Below are 23,586 nucleotides of genomic sequence, written 5' to 3'. Positions count from 1 at the left end.
CCGAACACAGAGCGACAACTCTCCTTCAGGTGACGTTCGCCGGATGTCGCGAACGGAGCACCTCGGTGCTCTCGGCGGCCTCAGGTCGTGAGCAGTGCCGTCGCCTCGGCTCTCAGTCGCTTGTAGTCGACCTTTCCGTTCGCGGCGCGACCGATGGTGTCGACCGTGAGGATCCGCTTCGGTGACTTGTACGCGGCCAACTTCTCGCGGACGTGTGCGATGACCGCCGCTTCGTCGAATGACTCGCCGGACCGCAACTGCACGACGCCGGTGACCGCTTCGCCGAACTTCTCGTCGGGAATCCCGACGACCACGGCGTCGAGGACCGAACCGTGCGTCTTGAGGGCTTCCTCCACCTCCTCGGGGAAGACCTTCTCGCCGCCCGTGTTGATGCACACCGAACCGCGTCCGAGCAGGGTGATCGTCCCGTCGGCCTCCACCGTCGCGAAGTCGCCGGGGCACGAGTACCGCCCGCCGTCGATCTCCAGGAACGTCGCTGCGGTCTTGGCCGGGTCCTTGAAGTAGCCCAGGGGCTGTCGCCCGCCGACCGCCAGACGACCGATCTCGCCGGAGCCCGCCACCACCGGCCGGTTCAGGTCGTCGATCACGATCGTCTCGGGGCTGAGTTCGAACTTGGCGGTCTCGGCCGCCTGGCCAGCGCCCGAGACGGAGGATCCCATGCCGAGCGCCTCCGACGACGAGAACGCGTCCAGCAGCAACATCTGTGGATGGTGACCGAGCAGTCCCTGCTTGGACTCCTTGCTCCACATCACCCCCGACGACACGATGGCGACGAGACTCGACAGGTCCCAACGATCGGGTTCGGCGTCGAGCGTGCGCAGGATCGGCTTCGCGAATGCGTCACCGACGATCGCGATGTTGGTGACGCCGTCGCGCTCGATCGTGTCGAGCAGTTCGACCGGGTCGAAGGTGCGTCCTTCCAGCGTGACGATGCATCCCCCGGAGGTGAGCGTGGACAGACCGGGGAAGTTGCCGGTTCCGTGCATCTGTGGGCACGCCGGGAGGAATCGTGACGCGGGCCCGGTGAAGGTGCCGCGGAGGTCCTCGGGTGATCCGTCGTCGGCGAGGGGATTGCCGAGGGTGGCGGTGAGCTTGACCGCCAGGTCGTCCTGACGCCACATCACGCCCTTCGGCATGCCGGTGGTGCCTCCGGTGTAGAGCATGTTCAGGTCGTCGCCCGTGCGTCCCCACTCCGGCACGACACGACCGGTCTCGGTGGTCGCAGCCCGCTCGTACGGCGTGGCCCAGTCGGGACACGCTCCCTCGCCGTCGTCGACCCACAGCCAGGCTCGCACGTTCGCCAGGCGGTCGCGGATGGTCTCGATCGTCGGAGCGAAGGATCCGTGGAACACGACGGCGCCGGCGTCCGCGTTGTCCCAGAGATACAGCAACTCGTCGGCGGTGTAGCGGTAGTTCGTGTTGACGGGCACGAGCGCCGCCTTGAAGGCGGCGTACATCGATTCGACGTACTCGGGCCCGTTGTAGAGGTACTGGGCGACCGCCTGCTGGCGCTCCAGTCCCGCGTCGATCAGGTGACGCGCGAGTCCGTCCGCACGGCGGTCGAAGTCGCCCCACGACCGATGCATCGTGCCGTGGACGAGTGCGTCAGCGTCGGGCTGCTCCTCGGCCACGACTTCCCAGATGTCGGCAAAGTTCCAGTTCCCCATGACCGATGGTGTAGCAGTTCGGCAACCTCCGGAACTTGTCGGGGCCACGATCGCCGGCCTCGACCTGGCCCGCCTGCGCTGCTACCGACGGATGCCGTACGATGGGCGGCTCATGTGCGGGCGTTTCGTCTCCACCAGCCCACCGGACCAGGTGGCGGCCTTCTTCGGTGCCGAGGTCGCGGTCGAGTCCCTCGGCGAGAACTACAACGTCGCGCCGACCAACGACGTGTACGCGGTCGTCGCTCCGAGGAACGAGCCCGACGCCGCACCGCGCCTCGAAGCGTTCCACTGGGGCCTGATCCCCGGTTGGGCGAAGGATCGCAAGATCGCGTCGCGGATGATCAACGCCCGCTCCGAGACCCTCGCGGAGAAGCCGGCCTTCAAGGCCCTCTTCGCGAAGAAGCGAGTCCTGATCCCGATGGACGGCTTCTACGAGTGGATGGCCGGCGCGGCCGGAGGCCCGCTCACGACGAAGGGCAAGCCGGCCAAGCAGCCGATGTTCATCCATCGCAGCGACGACGAGCCGATGGCCGTCGCGGGACTCTGGACGGCGTGGAAGGACCCGGTGGCCAGCGAGGCGGCCGGCTCGGCGATGTGGCTGCAGTCGGCCACGGTCGTCACCACGTCGGCGAACGAGGTCATGTCACCGGTCCACGATCGGATGCCGGTCATGGTTCCGCGCTCGCGGTGGGCCGAATGGCTCGATCCGACGAACGACGACACCGTCTCGCTGAGCACGCTGTTCGACATGAGTGCCGACACCTCGCTCGCGATGCACCCGGTGTCGACCGACGTGAACTCCGTGCGCAACAACCGACCCGACCTGATCGACGAGGTCGCGCCCGTCAGCCCGGAGACTCCAACGCTGCTCTGATGCGCGTGGCCGCGGCCTCCAGGTCGTCGCGATCGACGGACGACGCGGCATTCGCGAAGCTCAACTCGCTCATCTGGTTCGTCGGCACGAGGTGGATGTGGGCGTGAGGGACCTCGTAGCCGGCGATGATCATCCCGACCTTCTCGCAGCCGAACACCTGCTGTTGTGCGAGACCGACCCGGTGGGCGACGGCGAACAGGTGAGCGGCGAGGGCCGGCGATGCATCGATCCAGTGGTCGATCTCCTCGATGGGCACGACGAGTGCGTGGCCCGGGGCCATCGGGTTGATCGACATGAACACCACGCACCGGTCGTCGCGGTGGACGAAGGTGCCGGGGATGTCGCCGTCGATGATCTTGGTGAAGATGGTGGTCATCGCTCCGATCATGACGCATCGACGGAGGGCCACGCGTAACCTGGCCGCGTGAGCACCGCCGACCCGACCCTCGACTCCCGGGTGCCCGGCGAGCCCGAGGGCGTGTTCGATCGCGTGTGGACGGTGCCCAACGCGTTCACGCTGGTGCGACTGCTGTGCCTCCCGCTGTTCCTCTACCTGCTGTTCGGTGCCGACAACCGCGCAGGTGCCGCATGGCTGCTCGCCGGGCTGGGCAGCACCGACTGGGTCGACGGATACATCGCCCGTCGCTTCGACCAGGGGAGCGAGTTCGGCAAGATCTTCGATCCCACGGTCGACCGACTGTTCTTCTTCGTCGCCGTCATCGCGATCATCGTCGACGGATCGATCCCGATCTGGTTCGCCGTGGCCGTCCTCGTCCGCGAGCTCCTCGTTGGCGGCGCGATCGCGGTCGGTGTGCTGTTCCTGCACATGCAACGCTTCGGGGTGACGTGGCTGGGCAAGTGCGCGACATTCCTGCTGATGGGCGCCGTCCCCAGCTTCCTCATCGGCTCGACCGACGTGTGGGAGGCGCCGTTCTTCGCCGTGCTGGCCTGGGCGTTCGGCGTCCCCGGGCTCGTTCTGAGCTATTGGACCGGAATCGCCTATATTCCACTCATCCGATCCGGACTCGCCGCGGGCCGAGCCTCGACCTCGACAGGAACTGACGACCGATGAACATCCCCGACGACCTCCGCTACTCCTCTGACCACGAGTGGATCCGCGTCGACGGTGACTCCTCCACGATCACGGTCGGGATCACCGACTACGCCCAGGACGCTCTCGGTGACGTCGTGTTCGTGGAAGCGCCCGAGGTCGGGTCCGAGGTCGCGGCCGCCGACACGTTCACCGAGGTGGAGAGCACCAAGTCGGTGAGCGACATCTACGCCCCCGTGTCGGGCACGATCGCCGAGGCCAACAGTGCTCTCGACGACCAACCCGAACTGCTGAACTCGGATCCGTACGGCGAGGGGTGGATCGTGAGGATCGACATGGCCGACCCGGCGCAACTCGATGGCCTCATGGACGCCGCCGCCTACCGCCAACTCACCGAGGGATGATCGAGCAACGATGAGCGAGTACGTCTTCTGCAACCAGTGTGGGCACCGCAACCCGCCGTCGAGCACGTTCTGCTCGAGCTGCGGGTCGCCTCTCGACCGACTCGACGATCGCACGATCACCCTCACGCGGATCGACCCACTGCAGGACGCGCCCGGCGTCGACGACGACCTGGTCGTCCCCGTCGGCGACCTGCCGATCGAGGTCGGCGTGTTGATCGTGCGCGCCGGGGAGCAGGCGGGCGACCGGTTCACCCTCGACGCCGACATGACCCGCCTGGGACGCCACCCCGAGAGCGAGATCAGCCTCGACGACATCACCGTGTCGCGTCGCCACGTCGACATCGAACGCACCTCGGACGGCTACATCGCCTCCGACGCCGGATCGCTCAACGGCACCTACGTCAACCAGGAACGGATCGACCGGATGCTGCTGCGCCACGGCGACGAGTTGCAGGTCGGCAAGTTCCGTCTCGTGTTCTTCGAGCGTTCGGATGGGTGACGACGTCTCGATGACCGCGACATCGCATGCTGCACCGGGGTCGCACCTCTCCATCGGCGAGGTCCTCGCGTTGCTGCTCGAGGACTTTCCCGACGTCACGATCTCCAAGATCCGCTTCCTGGAGAGCCAGGGGTTGATCCAACCGGAGCGCACGGCGTCGGGATACCGCAAGTTCTACGACGACGACGTGGAACTGCTGCGCTGCGTCCTGCGTGAGCAGAAGGACAACTTCCTGCCGCTCAAGGTGATCAAGGATCGCCTCGACACCGGCGAGATCGACCCGACCAGCGAACTCCAGCGACCGCGGGGATTCTCGCACCTGGTCGACGAGACCGCCGAGGTCCCCGTCGACGGCTCGCTCGGCGCGTCGCGTCACCCGGCGTCGAGCGGCTCGGCCGCTCGGGGCGTGCCACCCTCGACGGAGCCGAGGACCCACGTGGCCGCGCCCCCGGTGCGAGACGAGACCGGATCGGGCGTCCAGCGCTCGGGCGTCGTGCTCGACGCATCCGAGGTCTGTTCGATGTCGGGACTCAGCGCCGAGCAGCTCGCGCTGGCCGAGTCGTACGGTGTGGTCGTGCCGGCTGCCAACGGCAGCTACGACGAGGACGCGCTCGAGATCGCCCGCATCGCCAAGCGGTTCCTCGATCTCGGCGTCGACGCCCGCCACCTGCGTGGCTGGCGTGTCGCAGCGGACCGCGAGGCCGGTCTGTTCGAACAGGTGATCCAACCGCTCATCCGCCAGCGCAACCCGCAGTCCAACGGTCACGCCGTCGCACAACTCAACGAGTTGGCTCAGTTCGGTGGGCAACTGCGAGCGGCGATGATGCGCACGCTGCTGCGCCAGCACCTCGATCGCTGACCGCCGGCGCGTCGGCGCGGCTACGCTCGCAAGCGTGATCCCTGTCGAACTCGTCGGCGTCCGGGTCGAGATCCCGGCGAACACCCCGATGGTCCTCCTGCGCGAGCAGCAGGGCCGTCATCGCCTGTTGCCGATCTACATCGGCACGCCCGAGGCCTCGGCGATCCACTATGCGCTCGAGGGCATCGAGCCCCCGCGGCCGTTCACCCACGATCTGTTCCTCACCACGATCGACGAGTTGGGCGCATCGCTCGACAAGGTCGTGGTCACCGAGATGCGTGAGCGCACCTTCTACGCCGAGTTGCACATCACGGCTGCCGACGGCGACAAGGTCATCTCGTGTCGTCCGTCCGACGCCATCGCCCTCGCCGTGCGCTGTGGCGCCCCGCTCTTCGCCGGTGACGAACTGCTCGCCGAACACGGCCAGGAGCCGCCCGAGGAGCCCGAGGAGGACGCCGCCGAGATCATCGACGAGTTCAAGGACTTCCTCGACGAGGTCAACCCCGAAGACTTCGCCTGACGTTCCTCGAACCCTCGACCAGAGGTTGACGTCGCGTCGACGCATGCGTAAGGTCACGACCTCACATGCGCGTAACTACGTGCCTGTCCGGACGTTGGGACACCCATGACGAACACATCGCACACTCCGCTGACCGACGCGATCGACGCTCCTGAGGTCGTCGGCTTCAGTGGGACGCGGACCGCCAAGGTGGTGGGCATCACCTACCGCCAACTCGACTATTGGGCACGTACCGACCTGATCCGACCGTCGCTCAACGACGCGGCCGGCAGTGGCAGCCGTCGCCGGTATTCCTACAACGATCTCCTGGAGTTGAAGGCGATCAAGAAGTTGCTCGACGCCGGCATCAAGCTCGAACAGGTCCGCAAGGTCTTCGAGAACCTCCGGGAGCACGTGGGCGTCGACATCGCGGCCGCGCACATCGTCATCGACGGCGGCAGCGTCACGCTGTGCAACAACCAGGGTGAACTGATCGACCTCATCAACACCGGCCAGAGCGTGCTGAACGTGCTCTCGATGGGCGGCGTGCGGACCGAGCTCGAGGCCGACCTGGCTCCGCCGGTTGCCGACATGCCGGCGGACGGCGCGCCGATCCGCAGACTCGGATGACGTTGCGCCAGTCCCCGCTGGCGGCACAGCATCTGGCGCTCGGCGCGAACCTCGTCGACTTCGGCGGGTGGCAGATGCCGATCGCATATCCCACGGGAACGATCGCCGAACACCTCGCCTGCCGTGGTGGCGCAGCGATGTTCGACGTCTCGCATCTCGGCACGATGCGCGTCGACGGTCCCGGTGCGTACGAGCGCCTGCAGACGACGCTGACCAACGACCTGGCCAAGATCACTCCGGGGCGCGCCCAGTACACGCACCTGCTCGACGCCCACGACGCGAGCGTTCTCGACGACATCATCGTCTGGTGGCACCCGCGCCCCGACGGTGCACCCGACGTCTTCGACGTGATGCCCAATGCGTCGAACACCGACCGGGTGGTCACTGCGCTCGGCGGGGTCGACACGACGTCGACCCGAGCGGTGATCGCCCTGCAGGGCCCCAACGCCCGGGCCCTCCTCGATCCGATCTTCCCCGACGCCGCTGCGGTCGGTCGCTTCCGCGTCGCGCACTGCGACTGGGGCGGCATCGACTGCGTCGTGGCCGGCACCGGGTACACGGGTGAGCCGGGCCTCGAGATCTCCGTCCCGATCGGTGGTGCTCCCGCCCTGTGGGAGTCGCTCGTCGACGCGGGCGTCACCCCTGCGGGCCTGGGGGCGCGGGACACGCTGCGGCTCGAGGCCGGTCTCCCGCTGCACGGCCAGGAACTGGGGCCGGGAATCACCTCCCTCCAAGCCGGGCTCGGATGGGTCGTCGCCTGGGACAAGCCCGAATTCGTCGGGCGCGATGCCGCGATCGCCGAGCGCACCGCCGGTGTGGCCCGTCGCCTGGTCGGCATCACCAGCGAGGGGCGCCGGCCGGCGCGCACCGGCTGCGAGATCCGCATCGACGGCGAGTCGGTCGGCGTCGTGACGAGTGGCAACTTCTCACCCGTCCTGGGCCACGGCATCGCGATGGGCTTCGTCACGCCGGACCTGGAGTCCGGCCGAGGCGTCGAGATCGACGTGCGCGGCAAAGCGCTCGCCGGAACGATCGTCGACCTCCCGTTCCTGCGCTGAGTCGTGCGCGCACGTACGTGAGCTGACAGGGTCGGTCGTCATGGTGACCGACGACTGGTACTGGGACATCGATCGACAGGTCGCCGTGCGGGTGGACAACGCCGGGCGCCACGACCTGCTGATCGGTCCCTACGCGACGAGACCCGACGCCGAGGTGTGGATGCCGACCGGGTCGTGGACCGAACGTCCCGACGGCGAGGCCGACGACTGGGTCGACGTGAACTCGGCGTACGACTGAGCGCTACTTCTTCCGCGCCGCCGCCTTCTTGCGTGCCGTGGTCTTCTTGGCGGCCGTCTTGCGCGCCGCCGCCTTCTTCACCGGTTCCGGGGCGGGCTCGGGGGTCGCGGCCGCCGACGGTGCGGCAGGCTTGGGCTGGGACGAGCCCCCGAAGCCCGGCAGCTTGAAACCTCCGAAGAGGCCGCTCGCCGACTCCGCCATGTGACCGAGCGGCGCCAGGCGGGCGGTCACGTCGCTGAGCACCTCGTTCATCTGCGCGATCTGGTGGGGCATCTGGCGCATCGCCGGGTTGTTCAACGTCTCGGCCAGCACCTGCAGGCCCGGCGCGACCGCGATCGCAGGGCCGGCGACGATCTTCATCATCTCGTCGGCCGCCCTGACGGTGCGCGTGACCTGGGGGACGGCGGCACGGATCGGTTCCTCCACCTCGGCGAGCAGCGAGTTGATCCGTTCGGCGGTCTCGTTCAGGTTCTCCATGGTCCGATTGAAGTTCTCGACACCACGCTGGAACTGGTCGACGCCTCTGCGGAACTGTTCGAACGACTGCACGGTTGCCGACAGCGGCGCTGCGAACAAGCTGAACATCTGGGACAACGGATCCGAATCGGCCATGCGGCCAACCTACTTCGGAGCGTCCGGAGCAGTGGACCTCGGACGCCGGCACCGAAGTTCTCGAATCCCGACTTGGTTTGTCGGGTATCCATCGCTATGTTCTGGACATGCAAACCCGACAAGACCAGTCAGGTATTCTCGCCGACGTCGTCGCAGCAACGGCTCTGGCCGCGATCGACTGGGCGTGGTCCACACATCCTGGCCGCGTCTGCGTGCTGTCGTCGATGCAGGATGCCGTCGTGATCGATCTGGCGATGCGAATCGATCGGAGGATCCCGATCGTGTTCCTGGACACCGGCTACCACTTCGACGAGACGTTGGAGACCGTCGAGCGCGTCGAGCAGCACTACGGCATCGCGGTCGAGCGGATCGCATCGCTCGTCCCGATGCGCAGCGACGTGGTGTCGGGGGAGTGCTGCGCCGACAAGGCGTCGATGCTCGATCGTGCGCTGTCGGGGCGCGACGCATGGATCACGGGTCTGCAGCGCATCGAGACCGAGCAGCGAGCCGATGCAGAGCTGATCGGCGAGGACCGCCGCGGTGCGATCAAGATCTGCCCGATCGCCCAGTGGAGCGACAACGATCGCCGTCAGTACATCGAGCGTCACGGGATCATCACCAACCCGTTGCTCGACGACGGCTACGACTCGATCGGCTGTCGCACCTGCACCGTGCGCCCCACCGACGGTCCCCGTTCCGGCCGCTGGGCCGGCACCGAGAAGACGGAGTGCGGCCTCCATCTCTGAGGACCCTTCGTCAGCGCATCGCGAGGGCTTCGAGAGGCTCGCAACTGCACACGAGGTGACGGTCGCCGTGGACACCGTCGATGCGTGACACCGGCGGGAAGTACTTCGCCGCTCGAACGCCGGGCACCGGGAACGCGCCCGTTTCGCGCGAGTACGGCCGATCCCAGTCGCCCAGCAGATCCTCGGCCGTGTGCGGCGCGTGGCGAAGGGGACTCTCCTCGATCGGCCAGACACCCTCGGCGACCTGGGCGATCTCGCCACGGATCGCGATCATCGCATCGATGAACCGGTCGAGTTCACGCAGTGTCTCGGACTCGGTCGGCTCGATCATCAGCGTTCCGGCGACCGGGAAACTCATCGTGGGGGCGTGGAATCCGTAGTCCATCAATCGCTTGGCCACATCGTCGTTCGACACGCCGGTCGCCTTGGTGATCGGCCGGAGGTCGATGATGCACTCGTGTGCGATCCGCCCCTGTTCGCCCCGGTACAGGACGGAGAAGTGCGCATCGAGGCGATCGGCGATGTAGTTGGCCGAGACGATCGCCACCGTGGAGGCCCTCGTGAGCCCTTCGGCACCCATCATCTCCGTGTACATCCACGGGATCGGGAGGATGCCCGCCGAACCGTACGGCGCAGCCGACACGGCCCCGACCGCGGCGTCCCTGTCGAGCGGGTGGCCGGGGAGGAACGCGACGAGGTGCTCGCCGACCCCGATCGGCCCGACGCCGGGCCCGCCGCCGCCGTGGGGGATGCAGAAGGTCTTGTGCAGGTTCAGGTGACTCACGTCGGCGCCGAAGCGCCCGGGCCGGGCCAGGCCGACGAGCGCGTTGAGGTTCGCACCGTCGACGTAGACCTGACCGCCTGCGTCGTGGACGTCTGCACACAACCGGGCGACACCGGCCTCGAACACCCCGTGCGTCGACGGGTAGGTGATCATCAGCGCCGCGATCCGGTCGCCGTACGCGTCGAGCTTGGCGCGCACGTCGTCGAGGTCGACGTTGCCGCCCTCGTCGCACTGAACGACGACCACGTCGAGGCCGGCCATCACCGCACTCGCGGCGTTGGTGCCGTGCGCGCTCGACGGAATCAGACAGATCGTGCGCTGGTCGTCACCGTTCGACCGGTGGTACGCACGGATCGCGAGGAGCCCGGCGAACTCGCCCTGGCTGCCGGCATTGGGCTGGATGCTCACCGCGGCGTAGCCCGTGACGATCGCCAGCCGCTCCTCGAGGTCGGCGATCATCGTGCGGTATCCGACCGTCTGGTCGTCCGGTGCGAACGGGTGGATGTCCGCGAACTCGGGCCACGTGATCGGCACCATCTCGCTCGTGGCGTTCAGCTTCATCGTGCACGACCCGAGAGGGATCATCGTGCGGTCGAGGGCGAGGTCCTTGTCGCTCAGGCGACGCAGGTAGCGCAGCATCTCGTGCTCGGAGTGGTACCGATCGAACACCGACTGGGTGAGGAACTCGTCGGTGCGGCGCAGATCGCTCGGGAGTCCGTCGGGCACCGAGTCGTACGAGTCGGCGTCGATGGGCTGCCCACCGAGAACATCCACGATGTCGGCGACCATCGACGCGGTGGTGGTCTCGTCGAAGGACACGCCGACCGAGTCGTCGCTCGTCCTGCGGATGTTGAAACCCGCCGTCAGCGCCGCAGCGACGAGTCGGTCGGCATCGCCCGTCACGGTCAGCGTGTCGAACCAGGTGTCGTTGCGTACCTCGACGCCGCCCGCCCGTAGGCCGGCCGCTGCGATCGATGTCAGTCGCTGCACCCGCTCGGCGATCCGGGTCAGTCCCTCGGGACCGTGCCAGGCGGCGTACAGGCCGGCGATGTTCGCCAGGAGCACCTGGGCGGTGCAGATGTTCGAGGTCGCCTTCTCCCGACGGATGTGCTGCTCGCGTGTCTGCAACGCCAGGCGCAGCGCAGGCCGTCCGTGCGTGTCGACGCTCACGCCGACGATTCGTCCCGGCATGGCCCGAGCCGCGTCCTCGCGTGCCGCCACGAATGCGGCGTGCGGGCCACCGAAGCCCATCGGCACACCGAACCGCTGAGCGGAGCCGACTGCGATGTCGGCACCCATGGCGCCCGGGGGAGTGGCGAGCACGCACGCGAGCGGATCGGTGGTGACGATCGCAACGGCACCCAGTTCGTGGACCCGCTCGATTGCGTGCGTCCAGTCGGTGATCCGACCACTCGAGCCCGGGTGACCGAACACGGCGCCGAAGACGTCGGCGTCGTCGCCGTCGCCGTCGAGAATGTCGACATCGCCCACCACGAGGTCCACGCCCACGGGCTCGGCACGCGTGCGCAGGACGGCCAGCGTCTGGGGATGCAGATCGTGGTGCACGAAGAATCGCTGTGTCTTGGCCTTGGAACGGCGTCTCGCCATCGTCATCGCCTCGGCGACAGCAGTCCCCTCGTCGAGCAGTGAGGCGTTCGCCACGTCGAGCCCGGTGAGCTCGCAGATCAGGGTCTGGAAGTTGAGGATCGCTTCGAGGCGTCCCTGGCTGATCTCGGGTTGGTACGGCGTGTAGGCGGTGTACCACGCAGGGTTCTCGAGCACGTTGCGAGCGATGACGGGAGGAGTGATCGTGCCGTGGTACCCCATGCCGATCAGGCTGGTGACGACGGTGTTGCGGCCGGCGATCGCCCGCAGCCGTGCGATCGCTTCGTGCTCGGACACGGCGTCGTCGAGGGCGAGCGGTTCGGTCGAACGGATCGAATCGGGCACCGTCTGGTCGATCAGGTCGTCGCACGAATCGACGCCGAGCGTGCTCAGCATGTGAGCGAGGTCGATCTCGGAGGGTCCGATGTGGCGACGGACGAACTCGTCGGACTCGATCAGGTGGGAGAGGGGAGTGGGCACGGCGCCTCCGGGAGGGGATGGTGGTCGGTGGATCCCCCGCTGTCGTGGCTGCCTGAGAGTTTGATCCCCGTGGGCGGGCCGATTCCGACATCCGACGGCGGATGACGGATCGACCTCTTTCCAGCGTGCCTGCTCCGACCGGTCCGGGTGCCTGAGAGATTCCGGGGTGGTTGCTCCTTCGGCGTCACCTCGCAGGTGACTCTCCCGATCGAAGACGACGGCGTTTCGATTGTGTCCCGAAAGCTACACGACGTCGGCGTGTTCGGGTGTGGCCGTGCGGTGGGCGCACGTCGGGTTCCGAACCGCTCCTTCCGCCTCGCGCTGCGCGGCCGTGGCGTTCAGCGTGCGGCGCGCTCCTCTTCGTACTTGCCGATCTCGGTCAACTGTGCGCCGAGGGTCGCATCGACCCAACGCGTGCCGGCGTCGATGATCTTGTCGTAGCTGGCCTGCACCGGTGCCGCCTGGCCCGTGAAGTGGGGCATGACCTCGTACGCGAACAGTTCGTAGCTGTCCTTCGTGGCCTGCCACGGGGCGAAGTCGGCGCCCATCATCATGTAGCAGCCGAACCCGCCCGTCTTGTGCTGGAGTCGCTCGATCTGGGCGATCGCCATGTCGGGGGTCCCGATGACCATGCGGCCCGACTCGTTGAGGAAGTCGACGAATGCGTCGTAGTCGCTCGGCGGCGGGGGATCGTTCGGGTCGCCCATCGGCAGGATGTGGCCGAGGTAGTCGAACACCCACTGGAGCCCGTACCTACAGTTCTCGCGTGCCTGCGCCTCGGTCTCGGCGATGTGCATCGGGCCCATCAGTCGCCAGTCCGCGCGATCGGCCGTGTGTCCGTTGAGCGCCGCTTCCTCCTGCCAGACGTTGAAGTTGTAGTCGAGCACCCCGAAACCGGCGGGCTCGGTTGCGGCGATCGACATCAGTCCGGTGCCGTGGCGACCGGCGAGCTTGGAGCCCGAGGGTGACACCGACGACACGAGTGCCACGTCGAAGTCCGAGTACGGCCGCATCTGCAACACGGCGTCCTGGCAGGTGAACCAGTCGGTGTGCGCAGTCACCACCTCGCCCTGGAACAGCCGCATGATCACGTCGAACGCCTCGTGCATCCGTGGGCGTTGGGCGTTCGGGTCGATGCCGAGCATCGCGGCATCCGACGTGAGCTGCCCCGGCCCCGCCCCGAACATCATGCGGCCGCGTGTGAGGTGGTCGAGCATCACGATGCGGTCCGCGAGGATCAGCGGATGGTGGTAGGGGAGCGAGTTGACACCCGTTCCGAGTTTGATGTGCGTGGTGCGCTGCGACGCTGCCGCGATGAACACCTCGGGGCTGGCGATCAGTTCGGACCCCGCCGAATGGTGCTCTCCGATCCACGCCTCGTCGTAGCCGAGGCGATCGAGGTGATCGATCAGCTCGAGATCCCGATGCATGGCGAGGGTGGGATTGACCCCCGTCTTGTGCATCGGCGGGAGGAAGATCCCGAAACGCAGTGGATGGTCGATGGTGAAGCTCGGCATGCCGCGATCATCCCATGAACGTCGCCACCGTCTCGACCCGACAGATCGGGCGTCGTCCGATCAGGCGAAGCTGGACTGGTACCGCGGTGTCGTGTTGGAGCAGTCGTCGATCGCCTTCACGTACGGATACGGGTTGACCGCGGCGCCGCCACCCGGATGGATCTCGAAGTGGAGGTGTGCGGTGGCGCTCGATCCGGTGTTGCCGACGAATCCGATCACGTCGCCGGCCTTCACCTGTGTGCCCACGGTGATGCCCGGAGCGAACCCGGACATGTGCAGATACGTGAAGTAGGTGCCGTTGGGTTGAGCGATCCGCAGGCCGTTGCCGGCGAGCGCTCCGGGGCTGTCCCAGTACTGCTTGGAGATCTCCCCGTCGACGACGGCGTAGAGGAGCTTGCCCTCGTTGGCGATGATGTCGACGCCCTCGTGGCGGCGCCCTCCACTGCGTGCGTCGTGCCAGGTGTCGCCGAAGAAGCATCGTCCCTGCACGGGAAACCGTGCGAGCGTGACGTTCCCGCCCGAACCGGGGTTGACGATGCCGACGCTGCCCGACCCGAGACCCAGGATGGCTGCGCCCTGCGCCGTGACGACACCGGTCTGGGGGATGCCGTTCACCGACTGGAACGCGATCAGTGCGGTCCTGGTGGCGGGACCGAACGAACCGTCTGCTCCACCACGGACGACCAGACCGGTGCGCTGGAGCGCGGTCTGGAGTTCGCGGACGAGCGGGCCGCTCGAGCCGACCGACAGACCGACGTACGGGTTCGCCCCCGCCGCCGGGGGAGTGGCCGGCGTGGACCCGGCCGCGGGCATGGGCGTGGGCGCTGACGAGGACCCGAGACCGAGCTTGTCGATCGTCGCCTGGTTCACCGTGCCGTCGGCGGTGATGCCGAGGGCGGTCTGGTATGTCGTGAGCGCCGACTTTGTGACGTTGCCGAACACGCCGTCGGCGCCGCCGCGCACGGGGACTCCGGCGGCGATCAGGGCCTGTTGGGCGTCCTTGACGGCAGGACCGCGAGCGCCGACCTCGAGACCGAGGTATTGGCTGGTCGACGGGGTGGCCGCAGGCGGCGCGGTGGCGGTGCCGAGTCCGAGGATCGCGGCTTCGCGTTGCCCGACCACGCCGGTCTCGGAGAGAGCATTGACGCGCTGGAGAGCCTTGAGCGCTGTCGCGGTCGCGCTGCCGAACACGCCGTCGGCGCCGCCGCGAACGACCAGGCCCTTGCGTTGCAGGGCGGTCTGCAGATCCTTCACGAGGGCGCCACGCGCACCCTGTGCGAGACCGACGTAGGCATTGATGCCCGCCGCCGGAGGGGTCGTCGGTGCGGTGGCCGGGGGTGTGGCCGAGCCTGCACCCGGCGCCCCGACCCCGAGCTTCGTCGCCGTCGCTGCGTTCACGGTGCCGGTCTGTTCGAGGCCGTTCCACCCCTGGAACTGGGTGACCGCACGCTTCGTGGACGGGCCGAAGACACCGTCGGCCCCGCCGGCGAGGTACACCCCGAGCGCGACGAGCCGCTTCTGGACCGCCGTCACCTGCGGGCCGCGCGCGCCGACCGACAGGACCGCGCCCGACGAGGTGCCCGCAGTTCCGGGTGAGGTGAGCGCTGCCGCGGTCGCCTGGTCGACGTCGCCGGTCGCCGACAGCCCTCTCGCGTTCTGGAACGCCACGACGGCCTGGCGGGTCGCCGGCCCGAACACGCCGTCCGCACCGCCGGGGACCGTGATGCCCGCGGCGATCAACGCCCTCTGGAGAGCCTGGACGTCGCTGCCCTGGCTCCCGACGCGCAGCCCGGTGAAGGCAGCCGACACCGCCACGGGTGCCTCGATCGCCGCACCCGGAGCAGCCGACGTGGTCGCGCCGGACGCCCCGACGACGACGGCCGTCAGCGCCGTGACGCAGACGCCCTGGATCAGACGACGACGGATCGACGGTCGGAGCCTCGGGGTCCGGGGGACGGTGCGTGGGAAAATGGTCATCGGCGGAGTGCCTCCTGCATGAAGATCTCTTCGTCCGCCCGCACTACGACTTGAACGCTCCACTACAGGTCGAGACTCGTGGCGACAGACAGATCTCCGGAGAGACACCGTTCGTCACCATGAATCACCACCCCCAGCAGGGATTTCCCGTCGCAGGATCACTATGACGGATCTCGACGTCCGTGTCCATTCGATGACGGCGAATTGACATAACGGACATTATCGGCGCTCCGCAGGGGCGCCGGGGTAGGGGCGTCTGCGACGCTGGACCTACGGCTGCCTGCGGAGCGCCGATAATGCCAACCCTCCGACGTCTGCGGCCGGACGGTCCCTCTGGCTGGTGTCGTGGATGCCGGACCGCGTGCCGAACCGCTGCCTGCGTGCCCAACCGGGGTATCGACTTCTCCGGGGCGACGTTCGCGTGCGCGACGTTGGTGTTGCTGCCGGACCGCCTCGCGCAGGCGCTTCGGGTGTTGCTCGGTTTCTGCGGCGCCACGTTGGCGCTGGCGGAATCGGATGTGCTGGGCTCAGCTTCGGGGTGCAGCTGTCACATCACGCACTCTTGCGTGGTTGGGGTGAATCGTCATGACGAATTCTTGCTCTGGTGTTCGGGGGCGCTGATCTGTCGGTTGTGCAGGGGTTTCGCGGCGGCGAGGAGACAGGCGAGGGCGTCGGCGAGTTCCCTGTTGGTCGGGAGGTCGCCGAGGTCGAGCTCGACGTCTTCGACGGCGCAGGCGAGCATGTAGAGGTCGTCGTGGAGTCGGTCCAGTTCGTCGCGACGTACGACGATCTCGTCGGCGCCGAGGGCCAGATCGGCGGCGCGCTGGCGTGACACCCAGTCCCACTGGCGGCATTTCTGGCTGCAGAACTCCCGCGGTCGCCCGGGACCCGAACGTGCGAGGAGCGCTCGACGGCACCAACGGCACCTGCGATCCGCTCCCCTGCTCCCACCGACCGCCTCCGATTGCGTCATGACGAAACCATAGTCGCCTCGATCCCGCGTAGTGGACCGCATCGGCTCCGTCGACTGCGAGAATCGGCGGGGTGATGACGCTCCCACCGGCCCCCGGCCGCTCCGTCGCCAGCGACAACGCCGCCGGCGCCCACCCCACCATCGTCCAGGCGGTGGTCGACGCCAATCAGGGCCACGTGCTCGCATACGGGTCGGATCCGCACACAGCGGAGACCGAGCGACGGTTCAGCGAACTCTTCGGCACCGACGTGATCACCCGCCTCTGCTTCAACGGTACGGGGGCCAACGTCGCCGCTCTGGCCACGATGCTCGGATCCCTGAAAGGGCCGCATCACGCCGTGGTGTGCACCAACTGGTCCCACATCGAGGCCGACGAGACGGGAGCGCCCGAGCGCGTTCTCGGCACCAAGCTGATCGATCTGCCCTCGCCCGACGCCAAGTTGACGCCGGAGATGATCGAGAGCGTCGTCCACCTCCGAGGCGTGATGCACCACGTGCAGCCCGGGATCGTGTCGATCACCCAACCCACGGAACTGGGCACGCTGTACACCCCAGCCGAAGTGTCGGCGGTGTGCGACGCAGCGCACGCGAACGGGATGCTGGTCCACCTCGACGGTGCGCGGATCGCCAACGCCACCGCCGCACTCGGGGGTGACGTCGCAGCACTGCGCAGCTTCACCGTCGATGCCGGAGTCGACGTGGTCAGCTTCGGAGGAACGAAGAACGGAGCATTCGGCGCGGAGGCCGTGGTCTTCCTGAACAGCGACGTGGAGACCGGATCGGAGTACGTGCGCAAGCAGGTCACACAGTTGCCGTCGAAGATGCGCTTCATCGCCGCCCAGTTCAACGCTCTGCTCGCCGACGATCTGTGGATCCGCCTCGGTGAACACTCGAACGCGATGGCGAGGCGGTTGCACGGTCTGGTCAGCGGGATCGACGGCGTCGACGTGGGGCCGCTCCCCCAGGTCAACAGCCTGTTTCCGACCCTGCCGCCCGATCTGATCGAACCTTTGCGCGAGTGGTGTTTCTTCTGGGACTGGGATCCGACCGTCCATCAGGTCCGGTGGATGACCGCGTGGGACACGACCGACGAGGACATCGAGTCGTTCGCCGCAGGGGTTCGGGCGCTGGTCGGCTGACGACCCGGTTCGCCTACGGTCGGGGGATGTCGATCGTGAACCCCCCACTGCGCTCCGTCCGGGCTCCGAATCACCTGGTCGCGTCAGCCGACCACCTCGCCACGTCGGCAGGGGTCGAGATGTTCGGTCGTGGAGGCAACGCCGTCGATGCGGCGATCGCCACCAACGCCGCGATCGCCGTCACCGCTCCGCACCTGTGTGGCATGGGTGGCGACCTCCTCGCGCTCGTCCACGTCGACGGTGAGGTGCACGCTCTGAATGCGTCCGGTCGCGCCGGGTCGGGCGCAGATCCCGACGCACTCCGGTCCGAGGGCCTCACCGAGATGCCGTTCCGGCTGGACATCCGCTCGGTGACGGTCCCCGGATGCGTCGACGGCTGGATGGCGCTGCACGAGCGATTCGGATCGCTGCCGCTGACCATGGTCCTCGCTCCGGCGATCCGCCTGGCGAACGACGGCTTCCCGGCCAGCCCGTTGCTCGTCGGTTCGCTGCACCTCGCCGGCGACCAGGCGCAGGCGAACCTCTCCGAGTTGGCGGCACAGGCGACCTCGAACGGTCGACGAGTCCGGCGACCCGGTGTCGCGGCGGCGTTGGCCGGTGTCGCTGGTGGCGGACGTTCGACGTTCTACGAAGGGGCCTTCGGAGAGGGACTCGTGGAACTCGGTGGAGGACTCTTCACCGAGGCCGATCTCGCGACCGTGCAGGCTGACTGGCAGACACCGCTGAGCGCGGACGCATTCGGCGTGACCCTGCACACGGTCGGGCCGAACTCCCAGGGGTACCTCGCACTCGGAGCGGCGAGGCTCGCCTCGACCCTCGACCTGCCGGCCGATCCCGACGACGATCGATGGGCGCACCTGCTCGTCGAAGCGTCGATCGCGGCGGGCCGGGACCGCCCTCGACAGTTGCACGAGGGTGCCGATGGCCTCGAGTTGTTGGACGTCATCGACGGTCGCGTCGACGAGATCGACCCCGAACGGGCCAGTCGTCGATGGGCACCCTCCGACGACGGCGACACGACGTACCTGTGCACGGCGGGTCGCTCCGCGGACGGCCGGGAGATGGCGGTGTCCCTGATCCAGTCGAACGCATCGGGCTTCGGCAGCCACCTCGTCGAGGCGAACACCGGCATCAACCTGCACAACCGTGGGATGGGATTCTCCCTGGAGGCCGGTCATCCTGCCGAGTTCGGCCCGGGACGGCGGCCGCCGCACACCTTGCTGCCCATGGCGGCGACCCGGGACGACGGGTCGTTGGCCGCCGTGCTCGGCACCATGGGAGGTGACGCGCAGCCCCAGATCATGCTGCAGATCGCCGCACGCCTCTTCCACCATCGCCAGAGCCCGGCTCGGGCCATCGCTGCGGGTCGCTGGGCGTTGAAGGGCCCCGACACCGGCTTCGACACGTGGACCTCGTCGGCCGGACCGGGCGTGAGCGTCGAAGGGAACGCGCCGCAGGAGTGGGTCGAGGCCCTCGCGGCCCGTGGACACCGGACGAGCGGTGCGACCGAGTGGAGTTCGGGGTTCGGCCACGCCTGTGCGATCGTCGCCGGTCGCGACGGCATGTGGTCCGGCTCGTCCGATCCCCGGGCCGTCGTCGGTTCCTGCGCCGGAGGCTGACCGGCCGGAGTGAGTCAGGCCGGACCGGCCGTCACGTGAGGAGCGGGAGGACTTCCTCGGTGAAGCGGGCCATCTGCTCGTCGGCCTTCTTGTAGCTGTCGCCCAGGTGATGCGGGAACAGCGTGAGGTACTCGAAGCCCAGCAGATCCTTCAGGAACTGCACCTCGGCCGCGACGTCCTCGGCGGTGCCGAGCAGCATCGTCTTGTTCTCGATGGACTCGTCGAGCGTCGGGATCAGGCCGGGAGGCGACGGCTTGCCGTCGGGCCCCATGTAGCCGCGACTCCAGCCGTACGGGCCGAGGAACTTCCAGAACTCGTCGTGACCCGGCAGCGCCGAGGCTCGGGCCGCCTCCATCGAGTCCTCGATCCGGTACGACACGACCAGCATCCGCTTCTCGTGGGGCTCCAGTTGCACACCATCGTGCGCAGCGGCGTACTTCTCGCCGTATGCGTCCCAGTGGCGCTTGATGAACGAGTGGTGCTGGTTCCAGAACACGGCGCCGTGGCCGACCTGGGCGACGTAGTCGAGCGTGGGCGGCGACGTGACCGCCTGCCAGATCTCGTACGGGTAGATCGGACGCGGGATCAGCGTGAGGTCCTGCACCGTGGCCCCGCGGTCGGGGATGCCCGGAAGCGGGATCTGGAAGTGCTTGCCCTGGAACGAGAAGCGCTCGTTGTCGAGTGCTCGACGCACGATCTCCATCGACTCCTCGAAGATCTCGCGGTTGTGGGCGTCGTCGGCCTGTTGGTCCGGGTTGTCCTGGGAACCGATCGACACGCCCTTGTCGTTCAGGTGCAGCACCTCGCGCGGCACCGTGCCGCGTCCGACGCCGAGCATCGCCCGCCCACCCGACAGGTTGTGCAGCGTGGAGAAGTCCTCGGCGAGGCGCATCGGGTTCCACTGCGGAACGACGTTGAACATCGCCCCGAACCGCAGCTTCGTGGTCTGTGCTGCGATCCACGTGGAGATCTGCAGCCCGTTCGGGATGACTTCGTAGCCCTCGTACTGGAAGTGGTGCTCGGTGGTCCAGAACGAGTCGAAACCGAGCCGCTCGGCCTCCTTGGCGGAGTTCACGTAGTCGAGCGTGGCCTGCCAGCACTCCTCGTTCGAGTACCGCCGGTCCATCGGGTTCGGGAGCCCCGCTCCGGCGTCGTCCATCTCGACGCCTCCGAAGAAGAACGCTCCGAGCTTGAGATCTTTCGCTGCGACCATGGCCACCATGATCGCGCGTCGCGTGCGATCTGGCGTACCGAAACCCGATGATTCATCACCCCGAAACGCGGCGAGGCCCGCCCCGACGAATCGGAGCGGGCCTCGATCGGTTGCAACGGATGGTGTCCCGGGTCAGCGACCCGGCGCACCCTCGCAGTACTTGTTCGTGTACACGCCCTCGACCGAGTCGGCCACTTCGGTGCCCTGCTCGGCATAGATCGGCTGCAGGATGTCGTACAGCGTCTGCATCCGGTCCGGATCGAAGCTGCAGTACGTGCCGTCGTCACTGTTGACGGCGTATCCGTCGGATTCGACGAGGGCCAGACCCGCTTCGTTCAGCCCTTCGCTGAGGCTCCAGAAGCCGTCGTGGGTCTCGTTGATCGAGATCATCGCGTCGGTGATCGGCTTGGGGTCGTCCAGGAAGTCGATCCACGCCTGCTGCATCATCGGAACGAGTTCGGTGAGGCACGAGTCGAGCTCGTCGGCCCGGCTCTGCAGCATCGTGATGGCGGCCGGGTAGTTCTCGAACCCGAGGTCGCCGACGGTGAAGAAGCTGACGTCGGCCGGGCCGCCGTCCTTCCAGGCGACGTCGTTCTCGTACTTGTAGATCTCGTTGGTGGCGAATCCCTGCTGGAAGAAGTTGCCGCCATCGGCGACCCAGGCGCCGTCGGAGCCGTCGTAGCTCGGGTTGCTCTGGTCGGCGGTGATGAAGCCCTCGGCGATCATGTAGTCGATGTAGGACGTGCCGGGGAAGTGCAGCACCTGCGCTCCGGTGGCGGCGATGTCGGCAGGCTCGGTGATGTCGTACTGCGCCGGGTCCCACTGCACCATCTGCGGGTCCTGGTCGAGTGTCTTGGCGATCGCCACGAGCGGGATCGCTGCCGAGTCCTTGATGATGTCGCTGGTGGTGAGGTACGCCATGTCGGCATCACCGTCGGCGAGGACCGACGCGTTCGACTTGTCGAAGTTCACGGTGCGGATGGTGATGGTCTCGAGGCCGCCGACCGCGTACTGCTCCTGGACGGGGCCGGAGTAGGACACCGTGTCCTTGTCGGCGACGCCGTCGGGTCCGATCAACTGGTAGGTGCCTCCGTGCTCCAACTCGGGGAACCAGTCGGTCTGGATCACGAGTTCGGACGGGCACACGGCCTCGCCGTCGGTGGTGGCCGCTTCCCCGTCGGTGGTGGCGGATTCGCCGTCGGTGGTGGCCGAGCCTGTGTCGGTGGCGTCGGTGTCGGCGACGGCGGTGGTGTCGGTCGGTGCTTCGGAATCGCTGTCGGATCCGCATGCAGCGAGCGCGATGACAGTCACGCTCGCCAAGGCGATCGCCCTGGTTGCTTTCATGGTGTTTTCTCCCCCTGATGACAGGTGTGTGTGGTGGTTGGGTGTTGCTCAATCAGCCCGTGCGGGCCGAATCGTGCCAGTCACGGATGGCACGAGTGGTGATCGCTCCCACGATCAAGAACATGACGACGCCGAACAGAGAGGCGGCAATCGTTCCTGCCAGCATGTCCGGCCGGTCGGCGGCTTTCTGCTGGGTCACCCGGATGAAGTAGCCGATGCCCTTGTCGCCCTGGTTGAAGAAGAAGTCGGCGACGATCGCACCGATCACCGAGAGGCCCGATGCGATGCGGATCCCGGTCATCAGCGCCGGCACGGCTGCGGGGAGTTCGAGCTTCCACAGGCGCGTCCAGCGGCTGGCCTTGTTGAGCGTGAACAGGTCGTGGTGCAGTCGTTCCGTGGACTGCAGGCCGAACAGGGTGTTGGTGATGATCGGGAACACGGCGATCAGGAACACCACGGCCAGACGCACGCCGAGACGGTCGCCGAACACCTGCGTCAGCAGCGGCGTGATCGCCAGCACGGGGACGGTCTGGGCGACCACGGCGTAGGGGAAGATCGCCCGCTCGAAGTACTTCGAGACGTTCATCACCACGGCGATGAACACCCCGACGACGATGGAGATCGCGAGTCCGAGCAGTGTGACCTTGACGGTCGGCCACATGTATCCGAGGATCTCACGCGTGCCCTGGGTGGTGTCCCAGAACGGGAGGAAGCCGTCCTGGACGACCTCGTGCGGATAGGGCAGAGCGTTGCGACGCTGGAACGCCTGGTCGAACGCGAGGGTCGAGTACACGTACCAGATGCCCACGAAGACCGCGAACATGACGACCGGTGGGAGGAACCGACCGACGAAGCCGTCTCCGGGCTGACGCACGGCGGCGACCCGGGTGACGGGAGCAGGCGTCTCGCCCAGCACGGCTGCTTCTGGGAGCGCAGCAGCAGCGTCGACCCGTTCGTCGAGGCTCGGATCGTCGAAGGTCGTCATCAGTGAGCGCCTTTCATGTCGTCGCTGATCCGGCCGCACAGTTCGGCGAATTCGGGTTCGAAGCGCAGGTCGTGCGGGCGTTCGGCCCCGAAGGGCACGGCGTAGTCTCCCACGATCCGACCGGGACGAGCCGACATCACCAGCACACGTGTGCTGAGGAACACCGCTTCGGCGATCGAGTGGGTGATGAACAGCGCAGCGAACTGCTCGAGTGTGAACAGACGGAGCAACTCGTCGTTGAGGAACTCGCGCGTGATCTCGTCGAGTGCGCCGAACGGCTCGTCGAACAGGAACACCCCGGGATTGAGCACCAGTGACCGTGCGAGCGAGCAACGCATCTTCATGCCGCCCGAGAGTTGTTTCGGGTACTTGTTCTCGTGACCGACGAGATTGACGAGTTCGATCGCCTCGGCAGCTCGACGCTGGCGTTCGGCCTTGGAGACACCGTGGAGTTCGGCGTTCAACTCGACGTTGCGCTGCACCGTCCGCCACGGCAACAAAGTGGCGTCCTGGAACACGTACCCGATGGAATCGCGATCGACGTCGCACAGCCCGGTGTACCCGGTCTCGAGCCCGGATGCGATGCGCAGGAGAGTGGACTTACCGCATCCCGACGGACCGACCACGGTGGTGAACTCGCCCGGAGCGACGTTGAAGGAGATGTCCTCCAGCGCATGAGTGCCGTCGCGGAACACCATCGACAGGCCGTCGAAACGCAGCCGGGCGGTTGACGGTGTGGACGTCTGATCGCTGGCGAGATCCACGGAGGTCATGCGCGGACGACTATACCTC

The 23,586-nt window shown here is 67.5% G+C and carries 23 protein-coding genes and 1 riboswitch; of the genes, 12 read left to right on the top strand and 11 right to left on the bottom strand.

All coding sequences use genetic code 11. The features are described 5' to 3' along the window. Positions 1–80 precede the first annotated feature (80 nt). Positions 81–1,688 carry an acyl-CoA synthetase gene (locus ABJK40_RS19730; protein ID WP_348481809.1) on the bottom strand — a complete coding sequence of 536 codons (1,608 nt, stop codon included), beginning with the start codon at positions 1,686–1,688 and terminating at the stop codon, positions 81–83. A 112-nt stretch (positions 1,689–1,800) separates the two neighbouring features. Here ABJK40_RS19730 and ABJK40_RS19725 point away from each other — a divergent pair, with 112 nt between their 5' ends. After that, on the top strand, positions 1,801–2,562 hold the full coding sequence (locus ABJK40_RS19725; protein WP_348481811.1) for an SOS response-associated peptidase: 762 nt from the start codon (positions 1,801–1,803) through the stop codon (positions 2,560–2,562). Here ABJK40_RS19725 and ABJK40_RS19720 read toward each other — a convergent pair. After that, the gene (locus ABJK40_RS19720) at positions 2,534–2,938 is read right to left on the bottom strand and encodes an HIT family protein (RefSeq protein ID WP_348481813.1); all 405 of its coding nucleotides are present in this window, start codon (positions 2,936–2,938) and stop codon (positions 2,534–2,536) included. The two genes, ABJK40_RS19725 and ABJK40_RS19720, sit on opposite strands and share 29 nt — an antisense overlap. A gap of 48 nt (positions 2,939–2,986) precedes the next feature. Here ABJK40_RS19720 and ABJK40_RS19715 point away from each other — a divergent pair, with 48 nt between their 5' ends. From ABJK40_RS19715 to ABJK40_RS19680, 8 genes are all read left to right on the top strand, one after another. Next, positions 2,987–3,634, top strand: a complete 648-nt coding sequence (locus tag ABJK40_RS19715) for a CDP-alcohol phosphatidyltransferase family protein (RefSeq protein WP_348481815.1) — start codon at positions 2,987–2,989, stop codon at positions 3,632–3,634. Beyond that, a complete protein-coding gene (gene gcvH / locus ABJK40_RS19710; RefSeq protein ID WP_348481817.1) occupies positions 3,631–4,017 on the top strand; it encodes a glycine cleavage system protein GcvH in 387 nt (128 codons plus the stop codon). The genes ABJK40_RS19715 and gcvH overlap by 4 nt, the downstream gene beginning before the upstream one ends. A gap of 10 nt (positions 4,018–4,027) precedes the next feature. Beyond that, positions 4,028–4,516 (top strand): FHA domain-containing protein, encoded by a 489-nt coding sequence (locus ABJK40_RS19705; RefSeq protein ID WP_348481819.1) that lies wholly within the window; start codon positions 4,028–4,030, stop codon positions 4,514–4,516. 10 nt (positions 4,517–4,526) lie between these two features. Then, the gene (locus ABJK40_RS19700) at positions 4,527–5,375 is read left to right on the top strand and encodes a MerR family transcriptional regulator (RefSeq protein ID WP_348481821.1); all 849 of its coding nucleotides are present in this window, start codon (positions 4,527–4,529) and stop codon (positions 5,373–5,375) included. Positions 5,376–5,409: 34 nt separating this feature from the next. Then, positions 5,410–5,895, top strand: coding sequence for a bifunctional nuclease family protein (locus ABJK40_RS19695; RefSeq protein ID WP_348481823.1), 486 nt, complete (start codon positions 5,410–5,412; stop codon positions 5,893–5,895). A 105-nt stretch (positions 5,896–6,000) separates the two neighbouring features. After that, entirely contained in the window at positions 6,001–6,504 is a 504-nt protein-coding gene (locus ABJK40_RS19690) for a MerR family transcriptional regulator (RefSeq protein ID WP_348481825.1), read from the top strand. Then, positions 6,501–7,562: a glycine cleavage system aminomethyltransferase GcvT gene (gene gcvT / locus ABJK40_RS19685; RefSeq protein ID WP_348481827.1), complete on the top strand. Its 1,062-nt coding sequence runs from the start codon at positions 6,501–6,503 to the stop codon at positions 7,560–7,562. Before ABJK40_RS19690 ends, gcvT begins: the two co-directional genes overlap by 4 nt. Before the next feature lie 40 nt (positions 7,563–7,602). Next, positions 7,603–7,800, top strand: coding sequence for a hypothetical protein (locus ABJK40_RS19680; RefSeq protein WP_348481829.1), 198 nt, complete (start codon positions 7,603–7,605; stop codon positions 7,798–7,800). Between the two features lie 3 nt (positions 7,801–7,803). Here the strand turns inward: ABJK40_RS19680 and ABJK40_RS19675 are convergent, their stop codons facing one another. Beyond that, positions 7,804–8,412 carry a hypothetical protein gene (locus tag ABJK40_RS19675; RefSeq protein ID WP_348481831.1) on the bottom strand — a complete coding sequence of 203 codons (609 nt, stop codon included), beginning with the start codon at positions 8,410–8,412 and terminating at the stop codon, positions 7,804–7,806. Between the two features lie 107 nt (positions 8,413–8,519). Here ABJK40_RS19675 and ABJK40_RS19670 point away from each other — a divergent pair, with 107 nt between their 5' ends. Beyond that, the gene (locus ABJK40_RS19670; RefSeq protein ID WP_348481833.1) at positions 8,520–9,158 is read left to right on the top strand and encodes a phosphoadenylyl-sulfate reductase; all 639 of its coding nucleotides are present in this window, start codon (positions 8,520–8,522) and stop codon (positions 9,156–9,158) included. 10 nt (positions 9,159–9,168) lie between these two features. Here ABJK40_RS19670 and gcvP read toward each other — a convergent pair whose 3' ends face one another. From gcvP to ABJK40_RS19650, 4 genes are all read right to left on the bottom strand, one after another. Continuing rightward, on the bottom strand, positions 9,169–12,027 hold the full coding sequence (gene gcvP, locus ABJK40_RS19665) for an aminomethyl-transferring glycine dehydrogenase (RefSeq protein WP_348481835.1): 2,859 nt from the start codon (positions 12,025–12,027) through the stop codon (positions 9,169–9,171). 129 nt (positions 12,028–12,156) lie between these two features. Further along, positions 12,157–12,244: riboswitch (glycine riboswitch) on the bottom strand. Between the two features lie 121 nt (positions 12,245–12,365). Continuing rightward, positions 12,366–13,544: an LLM class flavin-dependent oxidoreductase gene (locus ABJK40_RS19660; RefSeq protein ID WP_348481837.1), complete on the bottom strand. Its 1,179-nt coding sequence runs from the start codon at positions 13,542–13,544 to the stop codon at positions 12,366–12,368. 60 nt (positions 13,545–13,604) lie between these two features. Further along, the gene (locus tag ABJK40_RS19655) at positions 13,605–15,521 is read right to left on the bottom strand and encodes a peptidoglycan-binding protein (protein WP_348481839.1); all 1,917 of its coding nucleotides are present in this window, start codon (positions 15,519–15,521) and stop codon (positions 13,605–13,607) included. 583 nt (positions 15,522–16,104) lie between these two features. Next, complete coding sequence (locus ABJK40_RS19650) at positions 16,105–16,494, bottom strand: hypothetical protein (protein ID WP_348481841.1); 390 nt, start codon at positions 16,492–16,494, stop codon at positions 16,105–16,107. A 74-nt stretch (positions 16,495–16,568) separates the two neighbouring features. Between ABJK40_RS19650 and ABJK40_RS19645 the strand changes: the two genes are divergently transcribed. Together ABJK40_RS19645 and ABJK40_RS19640 are read left to right on the top strand one after the other, a co-directional pair. Continuing rightward, positions 16,569–17,633 carry a beta-eliminating lyase-related protein gene (locus ABJK40_RS19645; protein WP_348481843.1) on the top strand — a complete coding sequence of 355 codons (1,065 nt, stop codon included), beginning with the start codon at positions 16,569–16,571 and terminating at the stop codon, positions 17,631–17,633. Positions 17,634–17,659: 26 nt separating this feature from the next. Further along, entirely contained in the window at positions 17,660–19,252 is a 1,593-nt protein-coding gene (locus ABJK40_RS19640) for a gamma-glutamyltransferase (RefSeq protein ID WP_348481844.1), read from the top strand. Positions 19,253–19,283: 31 nt separating this feature from the next. Here ABJK40_RS19640 and ABJK40_RS19635 read toward each other — a convergent pair whose 3' ends face one another. The 4 genes from ABJK40_RS19635 to ABJK40_RS19620 form a co-directional block, all read right to left on the bottom strand. Continuing rightward, complete coding sequence (locus tag ABJK40_RS19635) at positions 19,284–20,465, bottom strand: LLM class flavin-dependent oxidoreductase (RefSeq protein ID WP_348481846.1); 1,182 nt, start codon at positions 20,463–20,465, stop codon at positions 19,284–19,286. Between the two features lie 132 nt (positions 20,466–20,597). Next, positions 20,598–21,809: a hypothetical protein gene (locus tag ABJK40_RS19630; protein WP_348481848.1), complete on the bottom strand. Its 1,212-nt coding sequence runs from the start codon at positions 21,807–21,809 to the stop codon at positions 20,598–20,600. 52 nt (positions 21,810–21,861) lie between these two features. Further along, complete coding sequence (locus tag ABJK40_RS19625) at positions 21,862–22,794, bottom strand: ABC transporter permease (protein ID WP_348481850.1); 933 nt, start codon at positions 22,792–22,794, stop codon at positions 21,862–21,864. Next, positions 22,794–23,567 carry an ABC transporter ATP-binding protein gene (locus ABJK40_RS19620; RefSeq protein ID WP_348481851.1) on the bottom strand — a complete coding sequence of 258 codons (774 nt, stop codon included), beginning with the start codon at positions 23,565–23,567 and terminating at the stop codon, positions 22,794–22,796. The genes ABJK40_RS19625 and ABJK40_RS19620 overlap by 1 nt, the downstream gene beginning before the upstream one ends. Positions 23,568–23,586: the final 19 nt, after the last annotated feature.

The organism is Ilumatobacter sp. (genome assembly GCF_039969435.1).
Taxonomy (GTDB): Bacteria; Actinomycetota; Acidimicrobiia; order Acidimicrobiales; family Ilumatobacteraceae; genus Ilumatobacter_A.
This window is presented reverse-complemented; position numbering and strand designations above follow the sequence as displayed.

Bases quoted from the DNA above. Each gene is read 5' to 3' on its own strand.
- ABJK40_RS19730 (WP_348481809.1), bottom strand. From the start codon at position 1,688: ATGGGGAACTGGAACTTTGCCGACATCTGGGAAGTCGTGGCCGAGGAG.
- ABJK40_RS19725 (WP_348481811.1), top strand. From the start codon at position 1,801: ATGTGCGGGCGTTTCGTCTCCACCAGCCCACCGGACCAGGTGGCGGCC.
- ABJK40_RS19720 (WP_348481813.1), bottom strand. From the start codon at position 2,938: ATGACCACCATCTTCACCAAGATCATCGACGGCGACATCCCCGGCACC.
- gcvH (WP_348481817.1), top strand. From the start codon at position 3,631: ATGAACATCCCCGACGACCTCCGCTACTCCTCTGACCACGAGTGGATC.
- ABJK40_RS19705 (WP_348481819.1), top strand. From the start codon at position 4,028: ATGAGCGAGTACGTCTTCTGCAACCAGTGTGGGCACCGCAACCCGCCG.
- ABJK40_RS19700 (WP_348481821.1), top strand. From the start codon at position 4,527: ATGACCGCGACATCGCATGCTGCACCGGGGTCGCACCTCTCCATCGGC.
- ABJK40_RS19690 (WP_348481825.1), top strand. From the start codon at position 6,001: ATGACGAACACATCGCACACTCCGCTGACCGACGCGATCGACGCTCCT.
- gcvT (WP_348481827.1), top strand. From the start codon at position 6,501: ATGACGTTGCGCCAGTCCCCGCTGGCGGCACAGCATCTGGCGCTCGGC.
- ABJK40_RS19680 (WP_348481829.1), top strand. From the start codon at position 7,603: ATGGTGACCGACGACTGGTACTGGGACATCGATCGACAGGTCGCCGTG.
- ABJK40_RS19675 (WP_348481831.1), bottom strand. From the start codon at position 8,412: ATGGCCGATTCGGATCCGTTGTCCCAGATGTTCAGCTTGTTCGCAGCG.
- ABJK40_RS19670 (WP_348481833.1), top strand. From the start codon at position 8,520: ATGCAAACCCGACAAGACCAGTCAGGTATTCTCGCCGACGTCGTCGCA.
- ABJK40_RS19660 (WP_348481837.1), bottom strand. From the start codon at position 13,544: ATGCCGAGCTTCACCATCGACCATCCACTGCGTTTCGGGATCTTCCTC.
- ABJK40_RS19655 (WP_348481839.1), bottom strand. From the start codon at position 15,521: ATGACCATTTTCCCACGCACCGTCCCCCGGACCCCGAGGCTCCGACCG.
- ABJK40_RS19650 (WP_348481841.1), bottom strand. From the start codon at position 16,494: ATGACGCAATCGGAGGCGGTCGGTGGGAGCAGGGGAGCGGATCGCAGG.
- ABJK40_RS19645 (WP_348481843.1), top strand. From the start codon at position 16,569: ATGACGCTCCCACCGGCCCCCGGCCGCTCCGTCGCCAGCGACAACGCC.
- ABJK40_RS19640 (WP_348481844.1), top strand. From the start codon at position 17,660: ATGTCGATCGTGAACCCCCCACTGCGCTCCGTCCGGGCTCCGAATCAC.
- ABJK40_RS19635 (WP_348481846.1), bottom strand. From the start codon at position 20,465: ATGGTCGCAGCGAAAGATCTCAAGCTCGGAGCGTTCTTCTTCGGAGGC.
- ABJK40_RS19630 (WP_348481848.1), bottom strand. From the start codon at position 21,809: ATGAAAGCAACCAGGGCGATCGCCTTGGCGAGCGTGACTGTCATCGCG.
- ABJK40_RS19625 (WP_348481850.1), bottom strand. From the start codon at position 22,794: ATGACGACCTTCGACGATCCGAGCCTCGACGAACGGGTCGACGCTGCT.
- ABJK40_RS19620 (WP_348481851.1), bottom strand. From the start codon at position 23,567: ATGACCTCCGTGGATCTCGCCAGCGATCAGACGTCCACACCGTCAACC.